19 protein-coding genes are annotated in these 22,932 nt (G+C 44.7%); 8 read left to right on the forward strand and 11 right to left on the reverse strand.

Going from position 1 to position 22,932, the window contains the following annotated elements:
• Positions 1–140: 140 nt before the first annotated feature.
• The 5 genes from modD (at position 141) to RIB93_RS24530 (ending at position 4,969) form a co-directional block, all read left to right on the forward strand.
• Positions 141–1,007, forward strand: a complete 867-nt coding sequence (gene modD, locus RIB93_RS24510) for a ModD protein (protein ID WP_446376566.1) — start codon at positions 141–143, stop codon at positions 1,005–1,007.
• 87 nt (positions 1,008–1,094) lie between these two features.
• Positions 1,095–1,931, forward strand: a complete 837-nt coding sequence (gene modA / locus RIB93_RS24515) for a molybdate ABC transporter substrate-binding protein (protein ID WP_446376568.1) — start codon at positions 1,095–1,097, stop codon at positions 1,929–1,931.
• 297 nt (positions 1,932–2,228) lie between these two features.
• Positions 2,229–4,091 (forward strand): molybdate ABC transporter permease subunit, encoded by a 1,863-nt coding sequence (gene modB / locus RIB93_RS24520; protein ID WP_446376570.1) that lies wholly within the window; start codon positions 2,229–2,231, stop codon positions 4,089–4,091.
• Between the two features lie 115 nt (positions 4,092–4,206).
• Positions 4,207–4,434 (forward strand): hypothetical protein, encoded by a 228-nt coding sequence (locus tag RIB93_RS24525; protein WP_446376572.1) that lies wholly within the window; start codon positions 4,207–4,209, stop codon positions 4,432–4,434.
• Positions 4,435–4,750: 316 nt separating this feature from the next.
• Positions 4,751–4,969: a Nif11-like leader peptide family natural product precursor gene (locus RIB93_RS24530; protein WP_006098795.1), complete on the forward strand. Its 219-nt coding sequence runs from the start codon at positions 4,751–4,753 to the stop codon at positions 4,967–4,969.
• A 183-nt stretch (positions 4,970–5,152) separates the two neighbouring features.
• On the opposite strand, the gene RIB93_RS24535 is transcribed toward RIB93_RS24530, so the two are convergent.
• From RIB93_RS24535 to RIB93_RS24555, 5 genes are all read right to left on the reverse strand, one after another.
• Complete coding sequence (locus RIB93_RS24535) at positions 5,153–8,617, reverse strand: GAF domain-containing protein (RefSeq protein ID WP_446376574.1); 3,465 nt, start codon at positions 8,615–8,617, stop codon at positions 5,153–5,155.
• Between the two features lie 645 nt (positions 8,618–9,262).
• Positions 9,263–9,778 carry a DUF29 domain-containing protein gene (locus RIB93_RS24540; RefSeq protein ID WP_446376576.1) on the reverse strand — a complete coding sequence of 172 codons (516 nt, stop codon included), beginning with the start codon at positions 9,776–9,778 and terminating at the stop codon, positions 9,263–9,265.
• A 111-nt stretch (positions 9,779–9,889) separates the two neighbouring features.
• Positions 9,890–10,327, reverse strand: a complete 438-nt coding sequence (locus RIB93_RS24545; RefSeq protein ID WP_446376578.1) for a type II toxin-antitoxin system VapC family toxin — start codon at positions 10,325–10,327, stop codon at positions 9,890–9,892.
• Positions 10,321–10,620, reverse strand: coding sequence for a hypothetical protein (locus RIB93_RS24550; RefSeq protein WP_446376580.1), 300 nt, complete (start codon positions 10,618–10,620; stop codon positions 10,321–10,323). Before RIB93_RS24550 ends, RIB93_RS24545 begins: the two co-directional genes overlap by 7 nt.
• A gap of 102 nt (positions 10,621–10,722) precedes the next feature.
• The gene (locus RIB93_RS24555) at positions 10,723–12,558 is read right to left on the reverse strand and encodes an AAA-like domain-containing protein (protein WP_446376582.1); all 1,836 of its coding nucleotides are present in this window, start codon (positions 12,556–12,558) and stop codon (positions 10,723–10,725) included.
• Between the two features lie 598 nt (positions 12,559–13,156).
• Between RIB93_RS24555 and RIB93_RS24560 the strand changes: the two genes are divergently transcribed.
• Positions 13,157–14,023, forward strand: a complete 867-nt coding sequence (locus RIB93_RS24560) for an Npun_R2479 family HD domain-containing metalloprotein (protein ID WP_446376584.1) — start codon at positions 13,157–13,159, stop codon at positions 14,021–14,023.
• Between the two features lie 88 nt (positions 14,024–14,111).
• Here RIB93_RS24560 and RIB93_RS24565 read toward each other — a convergent pair whose 3' ends face one another.
• The 5 genes from RIB93_RS24565 to RIB93_RS24585 all read right to left on the reverse strand — a co-directional run bounded on the left by RIB93_RS24565 (position 14,112) and on the right by RIB93_RS24585 (position 19,927).
• A complete protein-coding gene (locus tag RIB93_RS24565; RefSeq protein ID WP_446376586.1) occupies positions 14,112–16,025 on the reverse strand; it encodes a CHASE3 domain-containing protein in 1,914 nt (637 codons plus the stop codon).
• 343 nt (positions 16,026–16,368) lie between these two features.
• Positions 16,369–16,893 carry a pentapeptide repeat-containing protein gene (locus tag RIB93_RS24570; RefSeq protein ID WP_446376588.1) on the reverse strand — a complete coding sequence of 175 codons (525 nt, stop codon included), beginning with the start codon at positions 16,891–16,893 and terminating at the stop codon, positions 16,369–16,371.
• Between the two features lie 420 nt (positions 16,894–17,313).
• Entirely contained in the window at positions 17,314–18,273 is a 960-nt protein-coding gene (gene thrB / locus RIB93_RS24575) for a homoserine kinase (protein ID WP_446376590.1), read from the reverse strand.
• A 281-nt stretch (positions 18,274–18,554) separates the two neighbouring features.
• Entirely contained in the window at positions 18,555–19,292 is a 738-nt protein-coding gene (locus tag RIB93_RS24580) for a phytochelatin synthase family protein (protein ID WP_446376591.1), read from the reverse strand.
• A gap of 221 nt (positions 19,293–19,513) precedes the next feature.
• Positions 19,514–19,927, reverse strand: coding sequence for a Spy/CpxP family protein refolding chaperone (locus RIB93_RS24585; RefSeq protein WP_446376593.1), 414 nt, complete (start codon positions 19,925–19,927; stop codon positions 19,514–19,516).
• A 314-nt stretch (positions 19,928–20,241) separates the two neighbouring features.
• Between RIB93_RS24585 and RIB93_RS24590 the strand changes: the two genes are divergently transcribed.
• Both RIB93_RS24590 and RIB93_RS24595 read left to right on the forward strand, forming a co-directional pair.
• A complete protein-coding gene (locus RIB93_RS24590) occupies positions 20,242–21,411 on the forward strand; it encodes a sensor histidine kinase (protein WP_446376595.1) in 1,170 nt (389 codons plus the stop codon).
• Between the two features lie 131 nt (positions 21,412–21,542).
• Positions 21,543–22,181, forward strand: coding sequence for a response regulator (locus tag RIB93_RS24595; protein WP_446376597.1), 639 nt, complete (start codon positions 21,543–21,545; stop codon positions 22,179–22,181).
• Here RIB93_RS24595 and RIB93_RS24600 read toward each other — a convergent pair.
• Entirely contained in the window at positions 22,167–22,646 is a 480-nt protein-coding gene (locus RIB93_RS24600; RefSeq protein ID WP_446376599.1) for a hypothetical protein, read from the reverse strand. The two genes, RIB93_RS24595 and RIB93_RS24600, sit on opposite strands and share 15 nt — an antisense overlap.
• Positions 22,647–22,932: the final 286 nt, after the last annotated feature.

The following is a 22,932-nucleotide window of genomic DNA, read 5'->3' on the forward strand; positions in this document are numbered from 1 at the left end:
AATACCAAAAATCACTGAATTTTCTGATTTTGCTGAATATTTTGATGAAAACAGTAAATTGTATTATTTTACTCACTTTTACCCTCGCAGAACTGATATAGCCTAGTCAGAAGACCGAAGGCAAAAATGCGACATAGGTAATGGTTTTTATCTCACAGCAGTTTATCGAACAGTTAATCCAAGAAGACGTTCCCTATTTTGATTTAACCACCCAGGTGTTAGGGATTGGCGATCGCATGGGGACAATCCGCTTTACCACTCGCGCCAAAACCGTTCTAGCCTGCACCGAAGAAGCCGCCAGTATCTTACGCCAAACTGGGGCAGAGGTGACAACAATCTTGGCAACAGGTGAAATCTTGGATGCAGGTGTTACCTTTCTCAGTGCAACCGGAAACGCCGCCGCCTTACATCTTGCCTGGAAACCTGCCCAGAATTTACTGGAATATGCCTGTGGAGTCGCCACCAAAACCTACAATCTAGTGCAAATAGCACAAGCGGCGAATCAAAATGTAATGCTTTATACCACTCGCAAAGTCATCCCAGGAACCAAACCCATCGCCGTGAAAGCCATCTTAGCGGGTGGGGCATATCCTCATCGACTAGGAGTCTCAGAAACCGTTTTAATCTTCCAACAGCATCTCAACTTCCTGGGCGGAATTGACTCCCTCATTCAGCAACTACCCGTAATTAAGCGCCAGGTTAAGGAAAAGAAAGTCATTGTTGAAGTTAAAGATATGGCTACCGCCTTTAACCTAGCCGCTTCAGGAATCGATGGGATTCAATTTGACAAAGTAAACGCCGAGACATTAGCGGAGGCAATTCCCCAGATTAAGTCCATGAATCCAACGCTGATTACTCTGGCGGCTGGCGGGATTAATGACGCTAATATTGCCAATTATGCGGCAACGGGCGTAGATGGGTTAGTGTTAACGGCTCCCTATTATGCAAAGCCTGCTGATATCCAGGTAGAAATGGTTTGTAGGGGCGGGTTTAGGGACTTGCTTTGATTTATTGATGATAATGTTTCTACAAAACCCGCCCAGACCTGCTCCTATCAACACCTTCTGTCAGTCATTAGCTGAGGCAACAGGGAAATGAAAAAACGACGTGTTTTCTCAATGGCATGGATGGTTGCGACATTCCTAATCGTTGTGGGTTGTTCTCAAGGGACACCTCCGAACCCTTCCGCCACGTCACCCGAATCGGTAGAAATTACGGTATCAGCAGCAGCTAGTCTACAGGATGCTATGAAAGCGATCGCGCCGTTGTATACTCAAGAACAAGCTAACGTTATCATTACCTATAACTTTGGGTCTTCCGGTTCTTTGCAACAGCAAATCGAACAGGGAGCGCCTGTAGATGTTTTTCTGTCCGCCGCGCCAAAACAGATGAACGCTTTGCAAGAAAAAGACTTACTGCTAACGGATACACGCAAAGACTTATTGAAAAACTCAATTGTTCTAGTCACGCCAAAGGACAAAACCGATATTTCTAATTTCAAAGGATTAACGACTGATAAAGTGAGCAAAGTGGCAATTGGCGATCCCGAAAGTGTACCCGCTGGACAATATGGGAAAGAAGTCCTAACTTCACTAAATTTATATAAACCCATCCAAGATAAACTGGTTTTCGCCAAAGATGTGCGCCAAGTCCTCTCTTATGTAGAAACCGGAAACGTTGAGGCAGGATTAGTCTATGCCACGGATGCTAACGTATCAGATAATGTCAAAGTTGTCGCCACGGCATCAGAAACGTCTCACGCACCAATTATTTATCCAGTTGCGGTATTAAAAGAGAGTAAATATCCGGATTCAGCGAAAGCATTTGTGCAGTTTCTCTCTACTGAACCCGCTAAAGCTGTGTTTGAAGAGTATGGTTTTAGCTTGGCTAGCGATCAACAATTGAAAGGATTAAAATACCTATCAAACTGAGCAATGGTGCGTTACGTTTCACTAACGCACCCTACTATTGTAAATGTCCTTCCCCAACCGCCAACTCCCTCTGCGTACCTCTGCGCTTACCTCTGCTACCTGGAGCGTTAAAAAAATAATTCTACCGTTTAATCGAGGCGAGTTTATAGGTTAGGTTTATAGGCTAAGGTTCCCTACTACGAACCTAATATATAAAAAAGATAGTTAAACTACAGAAAACCCTAGGAAAAGCTGAGATATTATCAATCGAACTATCCCCCAACCTTCTCGCCATAATTCGATTACTGGACGAATAGAATGCCATATTCAGATTTATCTCCGCTGTGGATTTCTTTAAAAACCGCATTTGTCGCTACAATCTTCGCTTTCTTAGTGGGAATCATCGCCGCCCGATGGATGTATGGCTATCGCGGTAAAGCCAAAGGATTAATTGATGGTTTTTTTACTCTCCCCCTGGTACTACCACCAACAGTTATCGGTTTTCTCCTACTGCTGCTTTTGGGTAGAAATAGTCCTGTGGGACAATTGTTAAAGCACCTGGGAATTACTATAATATTTTCCTGGTCAGCAACGGTAATCGCGGCTACAGTTGTGGCGTTTCCTTTAATGTATAAAACGGTATTGAGTGCCTTTGAACAAATTGACAAGGATTTGATTCATTGCGCTCGGACATTAGGGGCATCAGAATGGCGAATTTTTTGGCAGATTCTATTACCGTTGGCATTACCTGGTGTGGTTTCGGGAACGATTTTAGCGTTTGCCAGGGCTTTAGGAGAATTTGGTGCCACATTAATGTTAGCAGGTAGTATTCCCGGCAAAACTCAAACCATGCCGATCGCGATCTTCTTTGCCGCAGAAGCAGGTAAGATGGGAGAGGCATTAAACTGGGTGCTGCTGATGGTGGCGATCGCACTCTTGGTAATCGCCGCAATCAACTACTGGTCAGGAACACAGCACTCCGCCAAATGGCACGCGATCGCGCATTGGTTCTCTTGGCTTCCCCCTTTTGAAGGGGGACAGGAGGGGGATCTAAAAAGGGGGACAAGAGGGAGATATAAAAGGACGGACTACAGAGGGATCGGATATGGCAATAAAGGACTTTTTGTTAACCTAAAAAAGCAATTACCTGGATTTACCTTAGACGCCCAATTAGAAGCCAATGGACAACCTTTAGGACTCTTAGGCACATCCGGTTCCGGTAAAAGTATGACACTGCGCTGCATTGCGGGATTGGACTCACCCAACCAGGGACGCATTGTTCTCAATGGACGAGTTTTGTTTGATTCAAAACGTGGGATTAATATTCCCAGTCGCCAACGCCGGATTGGTTTTGTGTTTCAAAATTATGCCCTGTTTCCCCATTTAACCATTGTCCAAAATATTGGCTTTGGGCTACAAAATTTACCTAAATTGGAACGCAGACAGCGCATTTCCCAATATATGGAGATGATGCAGTTACAAGGCTTAGAAAACCGCTACCCTGAGCAAATTTCCGGCGGACAGCAACAGCGAGTGGCTTTAGCGAGGGCGTTAGTGATTCATCCAGAAGCCCTACTCTTAGATGAACCCCTTTCCGCCTTGGATACCTATTTACGCAGTCGAATTGAAAAGCTACTCAGTGAAACGCTTGCTACCTATGAAGGTGTCACCCTATTTGTGACTCATAAGTTAGAAGAAGCGTATCGAATTTGCCAGGATTTGCTGATTCTTTCCCAGGGAAAAGTGATTGCTAATGATACCAAAGAGACTATTTTTGAACGTCCTCCTAGCTTTGAAGTCGCCCAGGTTACTGAATGTAAAAACTTTTCCACCGCCCGGATGATTGAACCCCAAACAATTGAGGCGCTAGACTGGGGCTGTACGCTTCAGGTGGTTGAACCAATTCCTAACAAATTAACGTATGTGGGAATTCGCGCCCACCACTTCACCTTTCCCCAGCATCCCGATGGAGAGAATACTTTTCCCTGCTGGCTGGTGATGACCAGTGAGACGCAACACCGGACAACACTATATATTAGACTGCATCAGCCTCCGGCTTACGCCCAAGACTACCACCTACAAGTTGAGGTTTACAAGGAAAAATGGGCGAATCTCAAAGACCGCCCCTTTCCCTGGTACGTCCGTTTAGACCCGTTGCGACTGATTTTGATGGAACAATAACTGACTATTATGTCCGGCAACCTTGACAAAAACCGGGATCTACAGACCTGTCAGCCAATGTATTCTTTTGTATAAGAAAAGGTTAAAAGTGGGTTAAAATAACAGAACGTCCCTAATGTTTAGGGAAGGTAAAGCAGATACTATTTGGCTAATGCTCAAGGTAGGAACCTTAATTCGGGTTATCCGCCCTGAATATGCTGCGGGTATTCAGGGGATTATTCAAGGTCGTGAAGAGTCAGGACGTTGGATAGTCCGCTTAGAACAAAATTTAATGAATCCGAATGACGTTCCTCTGATGTTGTCTCTGGACGAATCTGACTTTGAACTGATTCAGCCTGAGTAGTGGTTCGGTTATTTTTTGAGACGCTTGTTTGCATTACTCTGGCTTAATGTAATTGATTGTAAACAACTTTAAGTTTATAGCAATAAATTGCAATATTTCTCAGATAAAAATAGTTTCAAAAAGATAGTTTAAATACAAAAAACCACAAGAGAGGCTGAGATACTATTCATCAGTTGAGGTATCTCATCCTATTTCTTTGGCAGAATAGTCACGCCTCCTAACCTTCCCTTAGTCAGGTGAGGTGGTGGGTGGGATAGATCAAGTGTAATGTCTAACGAATTGGTATTACCCAGGTTTCTAAGAGAGGTTAGCAACGATGTCTCAAGACAATGTGATCAATTTACTCGAAGCAGGCGGAAAAGATAAAAAATTGCGAGCTAAATACGACGCCCTCAAAACCAAGGAAGAGTTTGTGGAACTGGCGGCTACTGATGGTTACGAGTTTACCGTCGCTGACTTGGATGCTGTTTTGAAAGAAGCCGGAGACTCGTGGGAAGAGTCCGGCTTTCCACCTCGACGCTTGATTTGGTGGTAGGTTGTCATTTGTCATTTGTCATTTGTCAAAACACTGATTTCACGGATTTATTGGAGAGATAGGGGTAGGGAGGTGAGAGCTTATTGACACTGATTACACAGACAAGGAAAGTTCTCTCATTTTCCCCATCTTCCAGACGTGCCATGGCACGTCTCTACATTGTTCCCCATCTCCCTAATCTTCCTACCGTCCATTTACATTACCGCGCAAACTTTCTTCCTGTCGCTTGAGTGCGGCTAAAAGTTCGGCATTTTGCAGGATAACGCCAACTTGATTATTGAAAATTTGCATGTATTTCTGATCACTGTCATCAAAACTGGTTTGGAAATACTCCGGGACAGTTTCCGATGACATCAGAGTCTCAAATTCCCAAAACTCGCCCGGTTTCCGCTTATTTACCAATTGCGTCACCCCCAGCAAATCTCCATCGGGACTAAAGACAGGCATACAGAGTAAACTACAAGTACGATACCCTGTCTTTTGATCCGTTTTCTTTGCCGTTTCTGAGTTAAGATGATCATACAAATCAAAGGCAATATTCAACGGTTCCCCCGTCATCGCCACTTGACCCGCATACCCTTGTCCAATTGGTATACGCAATTCTCGGAGTTCACCGTCGTCAAAGCGAATTTTTGTCCACAATTCTCCCGCTAAACGGTTAACTAACCATAAGGTACTACGATCAGCATTTAATAATTGTTTAGCCGCCCCCATCACTCGTTGTAAAATATCGTCCATCTCTAGAGAACCTTGAACACAACGGGCTGCTGCCATCAATGCGGCGGCGACTCGTTGTCCGCGTGCTGTTTTATGATAGGAACGGAAGCTTTCCAGAATCATTTGAATTAAGGGCGCATTTTCGGCAAATCGTTCTTCATCGGTGCGGCTAAATCCCTGTTTATCGATGCGTTCCGATAACGCTGCTGTGGGATTAGCCACCCGCTTTAATTTGTTGAGTAACTGAACAACGGCGACTAACTCCCCTTGGTCATTTAAAAGAGGAATTGCTAACATGGTATACGTCCGATATCCGGTTCTTTTATCCTGTTCCTTTGCCATCTGCGATCGCGGATCATCATAGAAGTCAAAAGGAATGTTAATCGTTTGCTTGAACCGGGCGACTTCGCCGACAATTCCTTTATCCGCACTCATGCGAATTTCTAGGGAACCACTCCCCTCATCTTCAGCAACAATTGACCAAAATTCCTTCTTTTCTTCATCGAGTAGAAAAATCGTCGTGCGATCGGCACATAAAGATTTACCCGTCTTCAACGTAATCGATCGCAACGTACCATCCAGAATATCATCAAACCCCTGATTATCCATCACCGTATTCAGCATCGCTAGGGTTTGACTGACGACATTTTGCTGGTGACTATCCGCCTTTTGCTTAATTCGCTCAAACTTCTGAGCATTTTGCAACGCTACCCCCGCCTGAGAGTTAAAAATCTGCATATATTTTTGACTATTAGCATCAAAACTTGCCTGGAAACATTCTGGCGCTTGGGGCCAATCTGCGGGGTTATAATCGGGAAATTCCCCAGGTTTGCGCTTATTCACTAACTGAGTAACACCAAGTAGTTCACCATCGGGACTAAAAACAGGCATACAGAGTAAACTACAAGTGCGATAACCTGTTTTTTGATCGGTTTCTTGGGCGGTGGTTGAATCAGGATGATCGTACAAATCAAAGGGAATATTTAACGGTTCTTGCGTTTGGGCAACTTTCCCAGCAAATCCTTGCCCAACATGGACTCGCAGTTCTCGCACTGATCCATCTTCAAAAGGAATCTTTGTCCACAACTGCTGCTTATCTGCATCTAATAACCAGAGGGTACTGCGATCGGCATTCATCAGTTTCTTCGCCGCATCCATGACTCGTCCCAGGATTTCTTCGGAATTTAAACTACTGTGAGACAGAGAATGAGTGGCTTCGGTGAGGGCTTCAGCCGCTTGTAAGCGTTGGGTTAATTTATAACAGTATTGGCATCGCTCTAAAATGCGTAAAATAGTTGGCGCATATTCATCTAACTGGCGTTGATCGGTAAGGGTAAACCCTTGTTGGTCAATGCGTTCCGATAGAGGCGCTTGGGGATTGTTAAACCGTTTCAGTTTATTGATTAGTTGAATCACCGCAATCAAATTCTGCTGTTGATTGGCGATGGGATAAACTAATTCATTGTAAATCGCATAGCCATTGGCTTGATTGAGTTTATCGGGAATGGTGTTGGGGTTCTCTTGGCGAAAGTTAAAGGGAATCTCACTAAATTTCTTAAAGTTGGTCAATCGGGCTTCTGTTTCTTTATTGGTAAGGATTTGAATATCGGGAAAGGTTTTCCCTTCATTCCGGGCAATAATCGACCAGATCTGATTTTGCTGATCATCAATAAAGATAATCGTTGTTCGATCCACGCTCAAGGCTTCTCCCATTTTTAGGGTAACTGAGCCTAAAATTTCATGGAGAATATCGGCAAAATCCTTGCCTTCCATAAAACTCAGCATGGACAGCAGTTTTTGTTCTTGCTGAGTAACAATTTGCTCAAAGCTAGCCTGCAAATCGGCTAAAGCTTTGTTCACCCAACTGTAATTAAAAATGGCGGCATAGATACGATTACAGACACGCAGTTTTCCCCCCTGCTTAATTGCCACCCCAGATAAACATAATTCCCGTTGTTCAGAACTATCGCAGGCGTGAACCTCCCCCTGTTGTAAAATCTGCTGATAAAGCCCCAAGAGTCCCCGATTTCGCTGTCCAATTCGGAACAGGCGATCGCGAATGGTTTTTAGATGAGGCGGTTCATCAGTAGCTTCCCAGTTTTCCAGGATACGCTGTTGGACAATCTGTGCTACCCATTCCTCTTCGTTTCCAGGAGTCGGGGAGGAGTCACTATTGATAATTAAATGACAGAGTTTTTGAGTGAGAAAGGGTTGTCCCCCTGTCCAGTCTAAAATAGCGGCTAAAATCCTTTGGGCTTGGCTAGATTTATTAGCTAATCCAGCGGCTAAGGGTTGAGCTTCCGCTAATTTAAACCCATGCAATTCAATCGCACGACCTAAATTAAACGGCGTCCGTTTCTTATCTTGAATTAAATCCGCTGGCGTCGCCACTCCAAACAAAGCAAACGTCAGCCGATCATATTCATTACAAGCCCGCAGCACTGCAAAAAAATCATCAGTGCGAAAGTTTAAACTGAGGATACTATCAATTTCATCAATAAAAATCACCACCCTTTGGGGGATAGACTCCAGCAGCACTTGTTCGATAAACTCACTCAAGCGTTGGATAGGGGGTAGATATTCGCGATCGCGCAACCACGCCCTTAAGTTAAACCCCCGCAGCGCCGGAAAACTCGTCACCAAGCGTCTCATCATCCCCGCATACCACTGATCCGCCGTGATATCCTGGGAACCGATTTTGGTCAAATCAATCGCCGCACAAGCAAAACCCTCCCCTTGTAGCTTATGCATCACCCGCACCCGCAAACTGGTTTTACCCATCTGGCGGGAATTAAGAACATAACAAAACTCACCCGCCTTTAACCCCTGATAGAGTTCCGTATCCGCCTGTCGCACCACGTAGCTAGGGGCGTTGAGTGGGAGATGACCCCCAACTTTGTAGGGGGAGGTGATGGGTTTGGCTTTACTCATGGGGGCTGCAAGAGGTAGAAGACACCAGATTAGGGATTTGAATTAAACCGCCTTGGGTTTAAACCCAAGGCTAAAAGCTCAAGTCGTCTAAAGACGACTGGATAAGAGTTTCAATCCATTCTAATATTCGTTTAGTAACCTTGTAGGGGCGCAAGGCTTGCGCCCAGAAAACCTATACAACACATTCCACCACTTCAGCTATATCAATCTGGTGTGATCGCAACTCTTGTAAACGGCTGTAAATTAGTGAAGTCGGTTTAAAATAGAACAAGTCAACGTGCCAAATTTTGCTAAAGTAGCTTCACAGTTTATTTAGCAACATTTAATGCTTTTTCTTTCAATTTGGTTAATAATAGCCGATGCTTTTTTCGTCCCCCAAAAACCTTTAATTTCAACACTATCTATAATCATAGAATTCCTCTCTTATATTGATATATATAGCATTTGTAAATGAGTTGTAAACCTAGGAGGACTTTTCTTAGATTACTTAAAAACTCCGTATCTCTTTCCCTTATTGCCTATTGCCCATTGCCCATTGCCTTTTTATCAGGTTCCTGTGTTCACGACCCAAATGAAAACGCTATATTTATATAATGAGGGGTCTGTTGGATTGACTGGTGTTTTCAAAACCTACAGTAATTATTATTATGATTCGTTTTCTCCCTCCCATTCATTTACCAACTCACTCGGTTCACCCGGATAAAATTTATCATCTAAAATTTCCGCCAAACTGTAGGGACACGTCTGGGGAAAGGTTTGTTCTGGCAAGTCAGTTTCTCCCATTGCCAGATCTCTACCGTTCTCGTAAGCTAAAACCAGTGCATCCTCAAGGTAAGGCTTTAGACTTGGGTTGTCTTTGAGCAACTCTAGCGTATCACGGCGCTGTACGCGAATCGTCGCCAGCCAACTCCGACTCCGGCGTTGCGGTTGGTACTCCCATTTCAACAAATGTCCAATCAGCACCTTCAACCGATTTCGCAATTCCTGGCGTTGCTGTTTCCCCAAGGATTCAATCTCCTCAATCAGATTGCCCAAATCAAGCTGACTCCACTGCTGTTGACGGAGTAACGACGCTTGTTCCTGCGTCCAAGCATAAAAATCGGTTTCGTAGAGGTTGGGTGTAGGTATTGCTGTCTGTTGATTCGTTTCTGGCGCTGGCATCACGATTTTCCCACCTCAACGTCTCTCTATATAATAGTAGAACTGTTCTATGTAGGCGCGATCGTGAGGCTCCCCAGGTAGAATCGGTACAAGTCATCTAACCCGCCATGCCTACATCCGAACTTGTACAAGAGTTGCGATCGCGTCTCCTAGACGGGTAAAGTGGTTAGGATTTAATGTTAGGAGAATATCTACCTTGGCTTTCAGCGCAGCTTGGGCAATTAGAGCATCGAAAATGCCACCGCCAGGGAGATTGATAGTAGCCATGCGAGAAATCGCAGCAAGATAATCCTCGGAGAATAGGGGAATGATATTCAAATGTTGTGAAATATCTGTAGTAATGCTTTGGGCTTGCGCGGGAGTAAGACGCGGCTGAATAGGAAGACGTGTAAGGACAGAATAGGTTTCTGCCAGAGTGTGAGTTGAAATAAAACCTTCAACTTGCTTAGATTTTGCTGCTTTTAGGTGAGGGAAGCAGATCCCATGTCGTGGATGGCTGACAACGAATGCAGCCACTAAAACCGAAGTGTCAAACAAGACTTTTACCAAATCATCTGCTCCCGAATACGTTCTTCTCGCACTTCGTCAATCAAGGCGTTGATGTCAAGATTGTCAATTGGTTCGGTTTCAACGACTAAGATACCTTCTTTGCGATAGACTTTTGGATGTTGAGAGGTTGATGAGTGAACGGCTGGTGAGACTGGGGTCGTTATTTCAGTATTTTGCTGATTGAGGGCAGTGACTTTCTCCGCGACAGCCTGTAGGATGAACTGTTCCAACGAGATTCCTTGCCGACTTGCCCACTTTTTGGCGTCTTGCTGGAGTTGCACAGGAAGATTCATAGAAATACGTACAGAATGATACCGTGTATCCCAATTTTAAGCTATTGATAGCGGGCGCGATCTCGGTGATCCTAAAAAACTGACTGGAGGATGCCATTGGACTTAAAATACGTTTTGTAGGCGATCGCGAAAATATTGGCGATATAATTCAAAGCGGGGTACAGTCGCATTTCCCCGTAACTGTACTAATCCCATACTGTGTAATTTAAACGCCAACACGGATTCTAACTCAACGGGTTCCTCCGCCACTAGCACCTGAGCAAAAGCTGTCGCTAATTCGGGGTGCTGTTGCAAATTCCATAGATGTCGGCGCAGGTGATCCCCGTAAATTCCGGCTTCGGTTGGCGCTATCTCTACCAATTTCTCTAAGGTTAACTCGCCTCTGGCTATATAATACAGAGCTACTCGGACTAAATAGGGATGTCCACCCACCATTGTCATTAATTGCTCAACCTGATGAGTTTGCCAATTGAGTCCATGACGCTGGGCTAAATCGGTAACTTGTTCTCGACTAAACTCCGATAATTCAATCGGTAAACCCACATTAAATGGCGATTGATTGATATCCAATGGAATATAAACTTCCGTTGAATGCACCACCACTAAACGCAATTTTGCCCACAAATCACTATCGCTATCCCCATACCCAGCTTCTTCATACCAAGCGCGTAAGAGGGCAAAAAAGTCATCGGTTATTTTGGGATGCTGAAACACCCGATCCACTTCATCTAATCCTAAGACTAACGGTGCATCGGTTTCCGATAACAAAACATCCTCGAAATAAGCCGTACAGTTATCTTTACTCCCAAACGTATCCGTCCAATATGCCTCAACTTGATGAGGTAAACGCAGCTTCCGGGTAATTTTGGCACATAACCACTGTAAGAGTTGATTGAGATTGGTAAACACGCTTTTATCCGCATGTTGAAAGCTTAAGGGAACTGTGCGACAGCCTTGCTCTCTGGCTTGATACAAAATTCTCGCCATTAACGAGGTTTTTCCCATCTGTCGCGGTGCTTTAATACGAATCAAGGTTCCCGGTTTGAGGATTTCTTGATAACATTGAGTTTCATCGGGAACTCGTTCGACATAGAAGGCGGAAGCTAACCGCACTTGACCTTTGGGTAATTCGGGTTCAGCTACAGGTAAAGGCGGTAAGGGGTTGATCGGAGTCTGATAGCTGCTGATCTCCTCCGCTACATCATTCCCTTCCCAGACTGGCGTTTCCCAATCCTCACTCCCCGACAACCGTTGTAACACCGCCTGTATCACAGTGGGTGTATCGGCGGAAGTGTTCCATTCTTGATAGCCAATTCCCTGGAGATAACTGCGTAAATCGTGGTTGAGGGGGGTACAGGGTGGGCAATTCACCCGAATCGGTAAGATAACGGGTTTGGCGTTGTGACTCTCATCTCGTAACTCCTGAACCCGTCGTAACGCTTCAATCACCATTTCACTCAATGCGGCTTGGGGAGACAGTAGCAGGATAAAATACTCACATTGCGCCAGTTGATGATCAATCTGGGCTAATTCATTCTCGGCGACAGCAGAGGAATGGCTGGAACCCTTTCCCACCCCTGTTCTAAAGGCTGGATATCCGGCTTGGGCGATCGCCTCCTCTAACTGAATCGCTAAACTCTCGTCAGGCTCTTGGTTTCGGTAACTGAGAAACACTTGCGGCTGCTGCGTCTTGGCTCGCGCGATCGCACCCTGAATCTTTTTTTTGCTGACTTTTTCCCCTAATACCTGGGAAAGCTTTTGCCATAACTTATAGCCCACATATTTTTCCACATACTCCGGATTTTGCGGATAAATCTCCTTATAGGAGCGTCCTTGCCAAGATCCGACAAAAACCTGCCGTTCTAGGTCATTTAGGTGCTTTCCCGTCTTCAGATAGGTTAAGCGATCGATAAAATTTAAGGCGTCTTTATAATCCATCTCCCCTTGATCAATAAAATTCAAAATTAAAACTAGGGAACAGGAAACATGGAACCGACAACAAAACGATTTCACGTTTCATTGAGTCTGGCTAAGTAGGTTGGTGGAAATAAACTCCAGTATATTAAGTTATGTAAATATTTCTCAACCCCTTACATAAGACGATCCCCCGCCGTTGCTTTCCTGCTAGGGTTATGCCATGCTAAATTATATCCATTCTAATCATCAACTTTATTATAATTTTAACAAGCGCTCTCTCGGCGAAGTTAATTTTTCTCGATTCTGGGAATAGCGATTAAAAAATTTTACCTGATATTTTAGGATTTTTTAACGGGCGATGAACATACAAAGAAATAGTTATGAGGTTTTATGAGGTTTTTCTTTGATCAACAAATAAAATTGATTTGGAGTGTTAGCTCACCCAAACTATTATTTTTTTTGTGAGGTTTTATGGTTTACATAACCCAGATGATCAACGAAACTAATAAATAGGTGTTCCCCACCGATTGATCTGTGAATCTACCAGGGTAAAGCCGCCCAACCGGGCTGAAATACCCGACTCGGTTATAAATTTAGATAGTATGACAGGGGAAGAACAATGTTTAATTTAACAGGGGTGCTAGTTCGCGATTGTGTCGAACGTCTACAAGTCTGCTACCGTCAGACTTACGGAAATTCTCAAGCCGATTATGCTGAGGTGATCACGGGAGTGGCTCAAGTGGCTCTCGACCGGATTGCCCAGAGTGATGCTCTATACCACAATGTTGAACATACCATTTTGGTGAGCTTAGTCGGACAAGAAATCCTTCGAGGGAAACATATCCTAGAAGGAAACGTTTCCCGTCAAGATTGGCTCACGTCAATCGTGTCTTGGTTATGCCATGACATCGGCTATATTAAGGGGATTTGCCGAAATGACCAACCTGATCAAGGATTGTACGTGATTGGTCTTGATGATATGATGATATCCTTGCCCCAGGGGGCAACCGATGCGAGTTTGACATCCTACCATGTTGACCGAGGAAAGCGGTTTGTGGACGAGTATTTCGGCGCTCATCCCTTCATTGATTGTGCCATCGTAAAACGCAATATTGAGTTAACCCGTTTTCCCGTACCTGCTGATAACGCCCATCACGATACGATGAATTATCCGGGTTTGACTCGTGCGGCTGATTTGATTGGTCAGCTTAGTGATCCACGTTACTTACAAAAGATTCCCGCCTTGTTTGGCGAGTTTGAAGAAAGTGGCGCGAATAAGATTTTAGGCTATCACAATCCGGGTGAACTGCGGCAAAACTACCCCAACTTTTTCTGGACAATTGTGTTGCAATACATCCAACCCGCTTTGCGGTATTTAGATGTCACGAAAACAGGTCAACAAATTATTGCCAATCTGTATGGTAATGTCTTACAGGTTGAACAGGAAAATAGGGTAAGCCCCAAGAAGGTTGCCATGTTTGTTTAAGCCATCTTTAGAGGACGATATAAGAGTTTTAGTCCATTTAAATGGACTTAAGCGATTAGCCCGGAGTTTGAACTCCGGGCTAGAATTGTCAAACAGAATTGGTATTAGAATTCAGATGACAGCGTTGCTGATAAATTTTCGCCACCTGATCCGCTGGGTTTTGGCGCAAACAGGCTTCAAACAAGCGTAGTGCTTCGGCATAAGCCTGTTGATTATACAGAGACAACGCTAAGGCAAATCGGTCTTGGTTTGCCAATTTACCCTCTCGGACTTCCGGTAAGTCAGCATCAAAGATTTCATAGACGGTAACCAGTTCAGATTTGCCTTTGACTTTGACATGATCAATCATGCGGATAGCATAGTCGTAGGAGTTTTGTAATTGTTTGAACGTGTGGTGAGAAATTAATAATGATACGCCATAATTTTTGGTTAAGCCTTCCAAACGAGCCGCTAAATTAACCGCATCACTAATCACGGTGGTATCCATGCGGTTATATCCGCCCACAGTCCCTAACATTAATGTTCCTGTATTAATGCCCATACCTAGTTGAATGGCTCGATAATTACAGTTAGCTCGATGTTGATTATATTCAGTTAACTGATGCAACATGGCAATTCCGGCTTTAACCGCATCATCCGCACCGCCACTAAAGAGTGCCATAATCGCATCCCCAATATATTTATCAATAAATCCTTTATTCTTAATAATAGTGGGTTCCATTCGGGAGAGATAGGAATTGATGAATTTAAAATTCTCTTCAGGGGTCATCCCTTCTGAAAGAGCAGTGAAGTCACGAATATCCGAAAATAACACGGACATTTCTTTCTCTACTTGGTCGCCTAACTTAACATCAATAATAGTCTCTTTATTGAGTAACTGGAGAAATTGACCCGGCACAAAGCGAGAAAAAGCATGATTGAGTTGATTGAGATGACCTGTAAACTTGAGTCGTTCGGCTTCCCCCCGTTTGCGTTCGGTGATATCGTTCAGCACGACAATGGCGTAGCTAACATTTCCCTTGTCATCAAAGATGGGGGTTCCTAAAACCTCAATCGGCACTATTTTGTCGGGCTGGTGAATCTCTATCCCTTCATAGATGGAATTTTTACCGTTAAGCGCTTGGATAATTGGCTCAAGATTGGAGGGAGAGACTTTCTCAGATTTAGGAGAATAAATTGGATAAATTTCGGGTAGCCGATTGGCAGGATTGGTGGGAATTAGACCTTGCCCAAAAAGTTTCTTTGCCGTCTGATTGGCATAGTAGGGTATACCGTTTTGATCAACGACAAAAACGCCGACGGGTATCGCTTCTAAGAATTGAGTGAGCCGACTTTCACTCTCTCGTAATTGATCTTGAGCCTGCAGCCGTTGATTAATTTCGCGATAAATGTGAGAATAGACAAAAACAAGAATACCTAAGTCAAAAATGAGTCCAATGGAGAAAATCCAGATTGTCGTATGGACTGTGCTTTGAGTATACTGCGATCGCGCCTGAAATAGCCGCTCTTCCTCCGCCTTCATCTGATGAAAGATATCGCGAATCTGAGCCATGATCAGTTTGCCTTCGTTTGTGTTTACAATCGCTAAAGCCGCGTCCAATCCTTGCTCGTCTCTTAAAGTAATGGTTTGCTGAAGTTCGGCAAATTTTTGATTGATTAAGGGGATAGCAACTTCTATTTTTTTTTGATGATAAGAGTTTTCTGCTGTCAACGCTTGTAGCTGTTTTATATCATCTTCGACTTTATCAATTGCTTTTTGATAAGGCTCAAGATAGCGCTGTTTCCCTGTCAAAAGATAACCCCGCTGTCCCGTTTCGGCATCCGTAATTTCAGCTAAGACTTCCTCCAGTTTTGTTAATACTTTTTTGGCATGGAGTTCTTTTTGATTCGTGTCTCTCAGGCGAAATGCACTATAATAACCAATTGAGCTGACGATAACGATAAGGCTGGAGGTTAGTCCAAATCCTAGGATGATTTTGCGTTGTATCGATAGTTTCATCATCAAGGGTAGAGTTTAACCGAAGAAACTCTGATTGGTGTTAAATCTCAAAATACTTATTCAGGTATAATTTATCTTTGTCCGTAATTTAAAATAATAATATTTTTTTACATAGTCAGCTCGGCATGATTTTATTGTTTTCAGATAAAAATTATGCCAAAACTGGGTTATTTATTTTTTTCAGAGAAATACGTCTCGCGTTCAGGGTCTGTAAAATATAACCAGCATTTTACCGATCCACTCTCGGCTTTGGCAAATGCTGGTTTATTGGTCATGAGTCCTTTGTCCTTTGTCTTTTGTCCTTTCTCAGGGAATGGGAACCGGGAAAATCAACATTCAGTCCCCCCTAGACTTGACAAATAATCGCGCCCTTCAAAATTGCCCCACTCAGATTCGCACCATTGAGATTTGCCTGATTCAGATTGGTATTTCTCAGGTTTGCTCCTTTCAGGTTTGTCTGACTGAGATTAGCGCCTGTCAAATCAGCACCACTGAGATTCGCATCGGTTAAATCCGCACCTTTCAGATTTGCGCCTCTGAGATCAGCATTTCTTAAGAAAACAGCGATGAGGTTCGTATCAATTAAAATGGCTTGACTCAGGTTTGTTGTATGACAAATCGCTTCATAGAGATTCGCCCGACTGAGGTTAGCCCGACTGAGGTTAGCTCGACTGAGGTTGGCTCGACTGAGGTTGAAATTTTGCAAATTATACTCACTGAGATTCAATCCACTCAGATCAACCTTATTAAAGTTTAGTTTGAGTACATTGGTTTTACTCTGATTTTGATTTAAGTTAATATTTTGCAGTCGCCATCGATTCCAATTTTCAACACCTTGTTTTAGGACAACTATATCGTTCGCATTTGCCACTTTGTATGACTCCTCCAAGTTTCAACGTGATCGCAGTATCGTTTTGTCAAAATTCTCTGAATCATTCAGAATGGTGAGAATAGGGTCGATTTGGAGTCATGAAAATTGCTGAGATTGCTATTGAATCAAGTGACTAACATTGAGTTCATGCCAGAAACGGGTGATGAAACAAATAGGGGTTTCATCGATCAATGTAACAAAAGTTTAAGACCTTATTCAGATTATCGGATAAGAAGTGCTTGGTCAAAACATAGAGGATTTTCTATGGCATTGCTATGAATACCCGTTTAAATTTGGGGATTGGGGATTGTAGGGGCTGATTTTACGACTATCGTCTCACTCTAGATGCGACTCAATCCGCCTTTAGAGACGTACCATGCTACGTCTCTACACCCCCTCAACGATCAAAATAAAGGCGGGTTAAATGGCGGGTGCGATCGCGCTTTGGGTCCCCTGGGTGTCAATCGAGTGCGATCGCGCTATGGCAGAAATTCCCACCTCTTGCCAAGCCTCAGCCATAGCGGTGACTACGGCTTCAGCTTGCATCGGATCGACAAGCGCCAACAAAGTCGGACCAGCGCCACTAATCGTCACCCCATAGGCACCCGCTTTTAAGGCGGCGGTTTGTACCGCTTCATACCCCGGAATCAAAGCCTGTCGATAGGGTTGATGTAACGTATCCTGGAGGGCAGTTTGTAGCCAATCACCTCGTCCCGTTGCTAAGGCGCGGATCAGTAACCCGAAATGGGCGACATTGAAAATAGCATCTGCCCGACTCACTTGGCTGGGGAGTACCTGTCGCGCTTGTTGGGTGGAGAGTTCAAAATTGGGAATGGCAACGACAGGGATAATTTGATCATGCCAGGGAATATCACAAATCTCCCATTCCTTGAGAACCGCATCCCCCCGCGCCGCCAGACGACAGCCGCCCAAGATAGCGGGGACAACATTATCCGGATGTCCTTCCAGCGCGATCGCTAATTGCATGACTTCGGTTTGACTCAGGGGTTCCCCAGCGAGTTGGTTAGCGCCAACCAATCCACCCACAATCGCCGTGGCGGAACTTCCTAACCCTCTGGCGAGGGGGACATCTAAATCAATTTTGAGTTGGACGGGGGGAGGTGTATGACCAATCTGGTTGTATAGTTTCAGAAAAGCTTGGTAAGCCAGATTCGTTTCATCAGTTTTTACCTGGTTTGCCTCGACACCCGACACCCGAATTCTCACCGCCCGTTCCGTTTCCCAGGGAGTATCCGAACTCAGACGAGTAAACGTGAACGTGTTGTACAGGGTTAAGGCAGCGCCAATGCAATCAAATCCGGGTCCTAAGTTGGCGGTTGTCGCGGGAACGGTGACAGTGACGGGAGAATGGATAGACATTCGTGCGGGATTAAAAGATGCCAAGGGGCAATCTTACCAGATTTCCTGTATCAATGTAGAAACTCCTCATGCTACGTCTGTCCGTTTGTCCGTCTGTCAATGGTTGTAGGGGCGGGTTTAGGGACTAAATTCAGATTTTCAGAACTAACGGAACAACAAAACCCGCCCTCCCCACCGATAACGCGATAACGGAACAACAAAACCCGCCCTCCCCACCGATAACGCGATAACGGAACAACAAAACCCGCCCTTATGGATACGCTGATTCAGCTTTCCCCTAATTAACGACGATTAATCAGAACAAAACCCCTGGTTTTTTCTGAGGTAGAATCCACCGTCCCCATGGCTTGCCAGAGTTCTTCCGCTTTGACCCAAATGGGCGGATACTTGTAGCGGGATACATCTAAAATTAGAAAGCGATCGCTCTGTGGATTATAAGCCGCGATCGGGGAAATATGTCCGCCCCGTTCCTGACCTATGGTTTTTCGTAAGTAGTTGACTAAGACGAAGTTGTTGGGGTCTTCTAAATTCTCGACCACCATCTGACGGAATTTGTCCAGAGTCACCTCACTGGCGTGGTAAACTTCAGCGTTGAGGGGATAGGTTTCTAAGAGTTGACCTAATTGGTCTAAGGTCATCCCTTGACGGGCAATGACAGCAGCAGGGAGAATTTTTTCGGTTTGTTCATTTAAAACATTTTCTTGAGTGAAAATGTGATGATCCCCAAAGTTAGCGGTTGGCGGTGCGGGGATAGAAAGGGCGTTGAGTACCATCACTATACTGGCGACGCCACAATAGGCTAAATTTTCCTGGGTTTCAAAATGGATACTTAAGGGGAAATAGTCCCGACGAGCATTACTTTCAACGAGTAGGGTTTCTCCATCCTGAGAGTTGAGGTTAATTAAATCCTGGGATAGGGGCAATGTTTGGGGGAGAAGCTTACCTGTGGCAAAGGAAAAGCTGATAATTCCGACGCCTAGGGGAAGGCGAAGTGCTTTGAGAAACTTCAGTCGATGCATATTGAGCTGGAGTTGTCGAATATCTTAATATGCTGATATTAATCCGCTTTGGTTGAATTTTTGTAGGGTTCGGCGATTTTAATTGCTGGGACGCTAATTAATTAGATCCCCGACTTCTTGAAGAAGTCGGGGATCTGGTTGAGAGTATACCAATCAGGGCGCACGTCAGAGAAAGGGCGCACGTCTGTGCGCCCCTACTGGGTTTTCGGGTTACTTTTTATCTATTGGGCTTGATTTGGACGTCCCATTCCTCTTTGACCCCGACGATTTCCACGCATCTGACGCATCTGTTCCTGTTGTTCCTCGGTTAGAACATCTCGCATCTGTTCCCGTGCGGATTGGTGAATTTCCCGCATCTGATTCCGTTGTGCTTCGGTCAGATTTAGCGCCCGCATCCCTTCCCGGTGTCGCTGGCGTTGTCCCTGCAATTCTTGGAACTGTTCCCGTTGTTCGGGGGTGAGAATTTGTTCGATTTGCGAGTGTTTGTTATCCCGGATGCGTTCTAACTGCGTTTGTTGGTCGGTTGTTAGGTTGAGTTCCTCTGCGAATCGGGGTTGGGCAAATGCTGCCATGGGTGCAGCCGCGAGGGTAATTGCGGCGATGGTGGCGAATAGAGGAAAGAGTTTGATGTTCATAATGTTAGAGTTGTCAACGATTTGGTGTTCGATGTCTCTATCCTAGAAACTGTAAGGGTTATACCGCCTGAGGCAAACGTCCTGATTTGAGGTGGGACTTTAGTCCTATATTGGTGTGGAGGTGATGGGGAGATGAGGAAGTTATAAGTTCTCAGTTATCAGTTATAAGTTCTCAGTTATCAGTTATCAGGAGCAGGGGAAGCAGAGGGAGATTGTGTAGGGGCGGGTTTCACTACTATCTTTTTGGTTACACCGAGATGAAACTAAACCCGCCCCGACTTTACGAACGACAAATGACTAATGACAAATGACTAATGACTAAACACCCAATTCCTTTCCTTTTATATCTAGAATGGATTCTCCTGGGAATCATCGCTATCATTGAATTCCTGCGGTTTCCCTTTCCCCATCTCCCTCGCTTCCCTCTCCTGAATTTGTTGGGTTTAGCCGTCTTTGGTGTGATGGGGTTGAGATTACCGACTCAGAAATCGGTCAAGGTGATGTATACCGGCGTGGAAATTGGCGTAATTCTCCTCGTCTCCTTGGTGGGTAAACTTCGTATGTTACCCTTGATGTTAATTATTTTAGTTATCCGAAACTGTTTTATCTTTGAACGGCAAAGTCGCTTAATTATTACCGGATTTGCCTTTGTCTTATTTCTAATGCGAGAAGTTGACCGATTTCAGTCTCGCAGCCTTCGCCTTCGCCCTCCACGTTTGGCAATGCCAGAACGCTGGCTATTTATCCTGTTAAGTTCTATAGTAGTCTTTGGCTTAGTCTTGGTCTTTTTACAGTTATTAGTTGATGCCGTATTAGCCGAACGGCGCAGTCGGGACGAATTGGCACAGGCAAATGCTCAACTGCGACGCTATGCTACCCGAATTGAGGATATGGCGACGCTGCAAGAACGGAATCGGATTGCTAGAGAAATCCATGATTCCTTGGGACATTCTCTGATTACGTTTAATCTGCACTTAGAAGCGGCGTTGCGGCTTTTGGAGTCGAATCCCGCCGAAGCCAAAGGTTTTTTACTCGAAGTCAAACAAGTCGCCGCGACTGCGCTGCAAGAGGTGCGTCAATCCGTAGCAACCCTGCGGTCTAACCCGTTACAAGGGCAATCTGTAGAGGATGCGATCGCGTCTTTAATCCAAGAGTTTCACAAGTCTACAGGTATCTTACCCGATTGTCAGATTAATTTGTCCCATCCGGTGACGCCTGATATGAAAATGGCGAGTTATCGGATTATCCAAGAATCCCTCACCAATATCTATAAACACGCCAAAGCCACGGAGGTGAGTATCCAGATTTGGACAGATTCCCAGTTCCATCTGATCATTCAGGATAATGGCAGAGGATTTGATGTGACGCAGAATACCACGGGTTTTGGACTGCAAGGGATGCGGGAACGTACTCAAGCGTTAGGGGGTCGTTTTACAATTAACACAGCACCCGGACAAGGGTGTCAAGTTAGGGTTGAGTGGTGATTTGTCTTATGTCATTCGTCATAAGTAGTGGAGGTGTAGGGGCGGGTAATGGGACTTTCTGCTTGGCTATAGATGGTAAATTTTGTACAAAACCCGCCCTGATTTAAGGTTGAGTGTGGAGTGGAGTTTTTATGATTAAAATCCTATTAGTTGATGACCAAAGTTTAGTCCGACGCGGATTAAAAGCCTTATTACAATTTGAAGATGATTTCGAGGTTATCGGAGAAAGCGATAATGGAGAAACCGCGATCGCACAACTGGAAACCCTACAACCTGATATTATCCTCATAGATGTGCGTATGCCTGTTATGGATGGTGTCGCCGCTACTCGGCAAATCCATCAACGGTTTCCCCACATCAAACTATTGGTTTTAACCACATTCGATGATGATGAGTATATTACCCAAGCCCTGCATTATGGTGCATCGGGCTATTTACTCAAAGATACACCCCCCGACGAATTAGCCCAAGCGATTCGGGCGGTGCATAAGGGGTATACTCAATTGGGACCAGGAATTGGTCAAAAGATTATGACGCAAATCCCTGCTTCTGTCTCCAATTCCTCCACCGCTTGGGATGAACTAACCCCCAGAGAACAGGAAATCCTCCGCTTAATCGCCACGGGTGCGAATAATCGAGAAATTGCCCAAACTCTGTATATTTCCCAGAAGACCGTGAAGAATCATATTACCAATATCTTAAGCCGATTGAACCTACGCGATCGCACCCAAGCCGCAATCTGGGCAAACTCCCATTCAATCCACAGCTAGGAGTTCCACAGACTCAGCCAAAATTATAGGTTTATTTTCGTATTCCGCTTCTATGCTTTGTTCCACATCTAAATCCCAAGTCAAATCGTAATCCTTCTCCAATTCCTCCTTACTGACAAACCGACCCACTTCCCCTGTAACTCTCACCCAGTTGTCCTCTATAATCGGCGTATCGGGATTAGCATTCATCACCAGGACTTGTTTGTCTAACAGGGGTTTTTCCTGTACCAGCTTAAATGTACTCGAATCGATAACCTCGCCCACCTTACCATCCACCGTAATCATCTCACCCGTCAACTCCTCCCTATTCTCCGAGACATCACCTAAGGTAGAACTGTTCTCTATTGCTGTCTTATCTACTGTCTCCTCTGGCGGTATAGTAGCCGCTTCGTCTTCATAGAAAATACTACAAGCAGACAAAAGTACCATCACCAGCCCCAAACCCATCATTTTCCGAAGTACCATTGAGAACCCTCCTAACTGCGGTTATGCTTTACACTAAACAGAATAGACGTGCGATCGCGTCTGGCTAGAGTCTAACTCCCACATCCTTCCCTAGAGAGAAATTTACACACTCCTTAATCTAGGTTCGTAGTTGCGCTTTAGCGCCATAAACGCATGTATCACCGACTATTGGCGTGACACAGCTAAAATGGTGGAATAGATTTTACCATTGCATCGGGCGCACGCTTCGTGCGCCCCTAAGGTTTCCGGGCGTAAGCGTCATCCACTAAATTAGGTGTCCACGCCA

Origin of the sequence: Coleofasciculus sp. D1-CHI-01, assembly GCF_040218875.1 — a bacterium.
In the GTDB taxonomy this organism is placed as follows: Bacteria; Cyanobacteriota; Cyanobacteriia; order Cyanobacteriales; family Coleofasciculaceae; genus Coleofasciculus.

Coding starts and splice junctions, on each gene's coding strand:
- modD (WP_446376566.1), top strand. CDS start 141: ATGGTTTTTATCTCACAGCAGTTTATCGAACAGTTAATCCAAGAAGAC.
- modA (WP_446376568.1), top strand. CDS start 1,095: ATGAAAAAACGACGTGTTTTCTCAATGGCATGGATGGTTGCGACATTC.
- modB (WP_446376570.1), top strand. CDS start 2,229: ATGCCATATTCAGATTTATCTCCGCTGTGGATTTCTTTAAAAACCGCA.
- RIB93_RS24525 (WP_446376572.1), top strand. CDS start 4,207: ATGTTTAGGGAAGGTAAAGCAGATACTATTTGGCTAATGCTCAAGGTA.
- RIB93_RS24530 (WP_006098795.1), top strand. CDS start 4,751: ATGTCTCAAGACAATGTGATCAATTTACTCGAAGCAGGCGGAAAAGAT.
- RIB93_RS24535 (WP_446376574.1), bottom strand. CDS start 8,617: ATGAGTAAAGCCAAACCCATCACCTCCCCCTACAAAGTTGGGGGTCAT.
- RIB93_RS24540 (WP_446376576.1), bottom strand. CDS start 9,778: ATGCCAGCGCCAGAAACGAATCAACAGACAGCAATACCTACACCCAAC.
- RIB93_RS24550 (WP_446376580.1), bottom strand. CDS start 10,620: ATGAATCTTCCTGTGCAACTCCAGCAAGACGCCAAAAAGTGGGCAAGT.
- RIB93_RS24555 (WP_446376582.1), bottom strand. CDS start 12,558: ATGGATTATAAAGACGCCTTAAATTTTATCGATCGCTTAACCTATCTG.
- RIB93_RS24560 (WP_446376584.1), top strand. CDS start 13,157: ATGTTTAATTTAACAGGGGTGCTAGTTCGCGATTGTGTCGAACGTCTA.
- RIB93_RS24565 (WP_446376586.1), bottom strand. CDS start 16,025: ATGATGAAACTATCGATACAACGCAAAATCATCCTAGGATTTGGACTA.
- thrB (WP_446376590.1), bottom strand. CDS start 18,273: ATGTCTATCCATTCTCCCGTCACTGTCACCGTTCCCGCGACAACCGCC.
- RIB93_RS24580 (WP_446376591.1), bottom strand. CDS start 19,292: ATGCATCGACTGAAGTTTCTCAAAGCACTTCGCCTTCCCCTAGGCGTC.
- RIB93_RS24585 (WP_446376593.1), bottom strand. CDS start 19,927: ATGAACATCAAACTCTTTCCTCTATTCGCCACCATCGCCGCAATTACC.
- RIB93_RS24590 (WP_446376595.1), top strand. CDS start 20,242: ATGACTAAACACCCAATTCCTTTCCTTTTATATCTAGAATGGATTCTC.
- RIB93_RS24595 (WP_446376597.1), top strand. CDS start 21,543: ATGATTAAAATCCTATTAGTTGATGACCAAAGTTTAGTCCGACGCGGA.
- RIB93_RS24600 (WP_446376599.1), bottom strand. CDS start 22,646: ATGGTACTTCGGAAAATGATGGGTTTGGGGCTGGTGATGGTACTTTTG.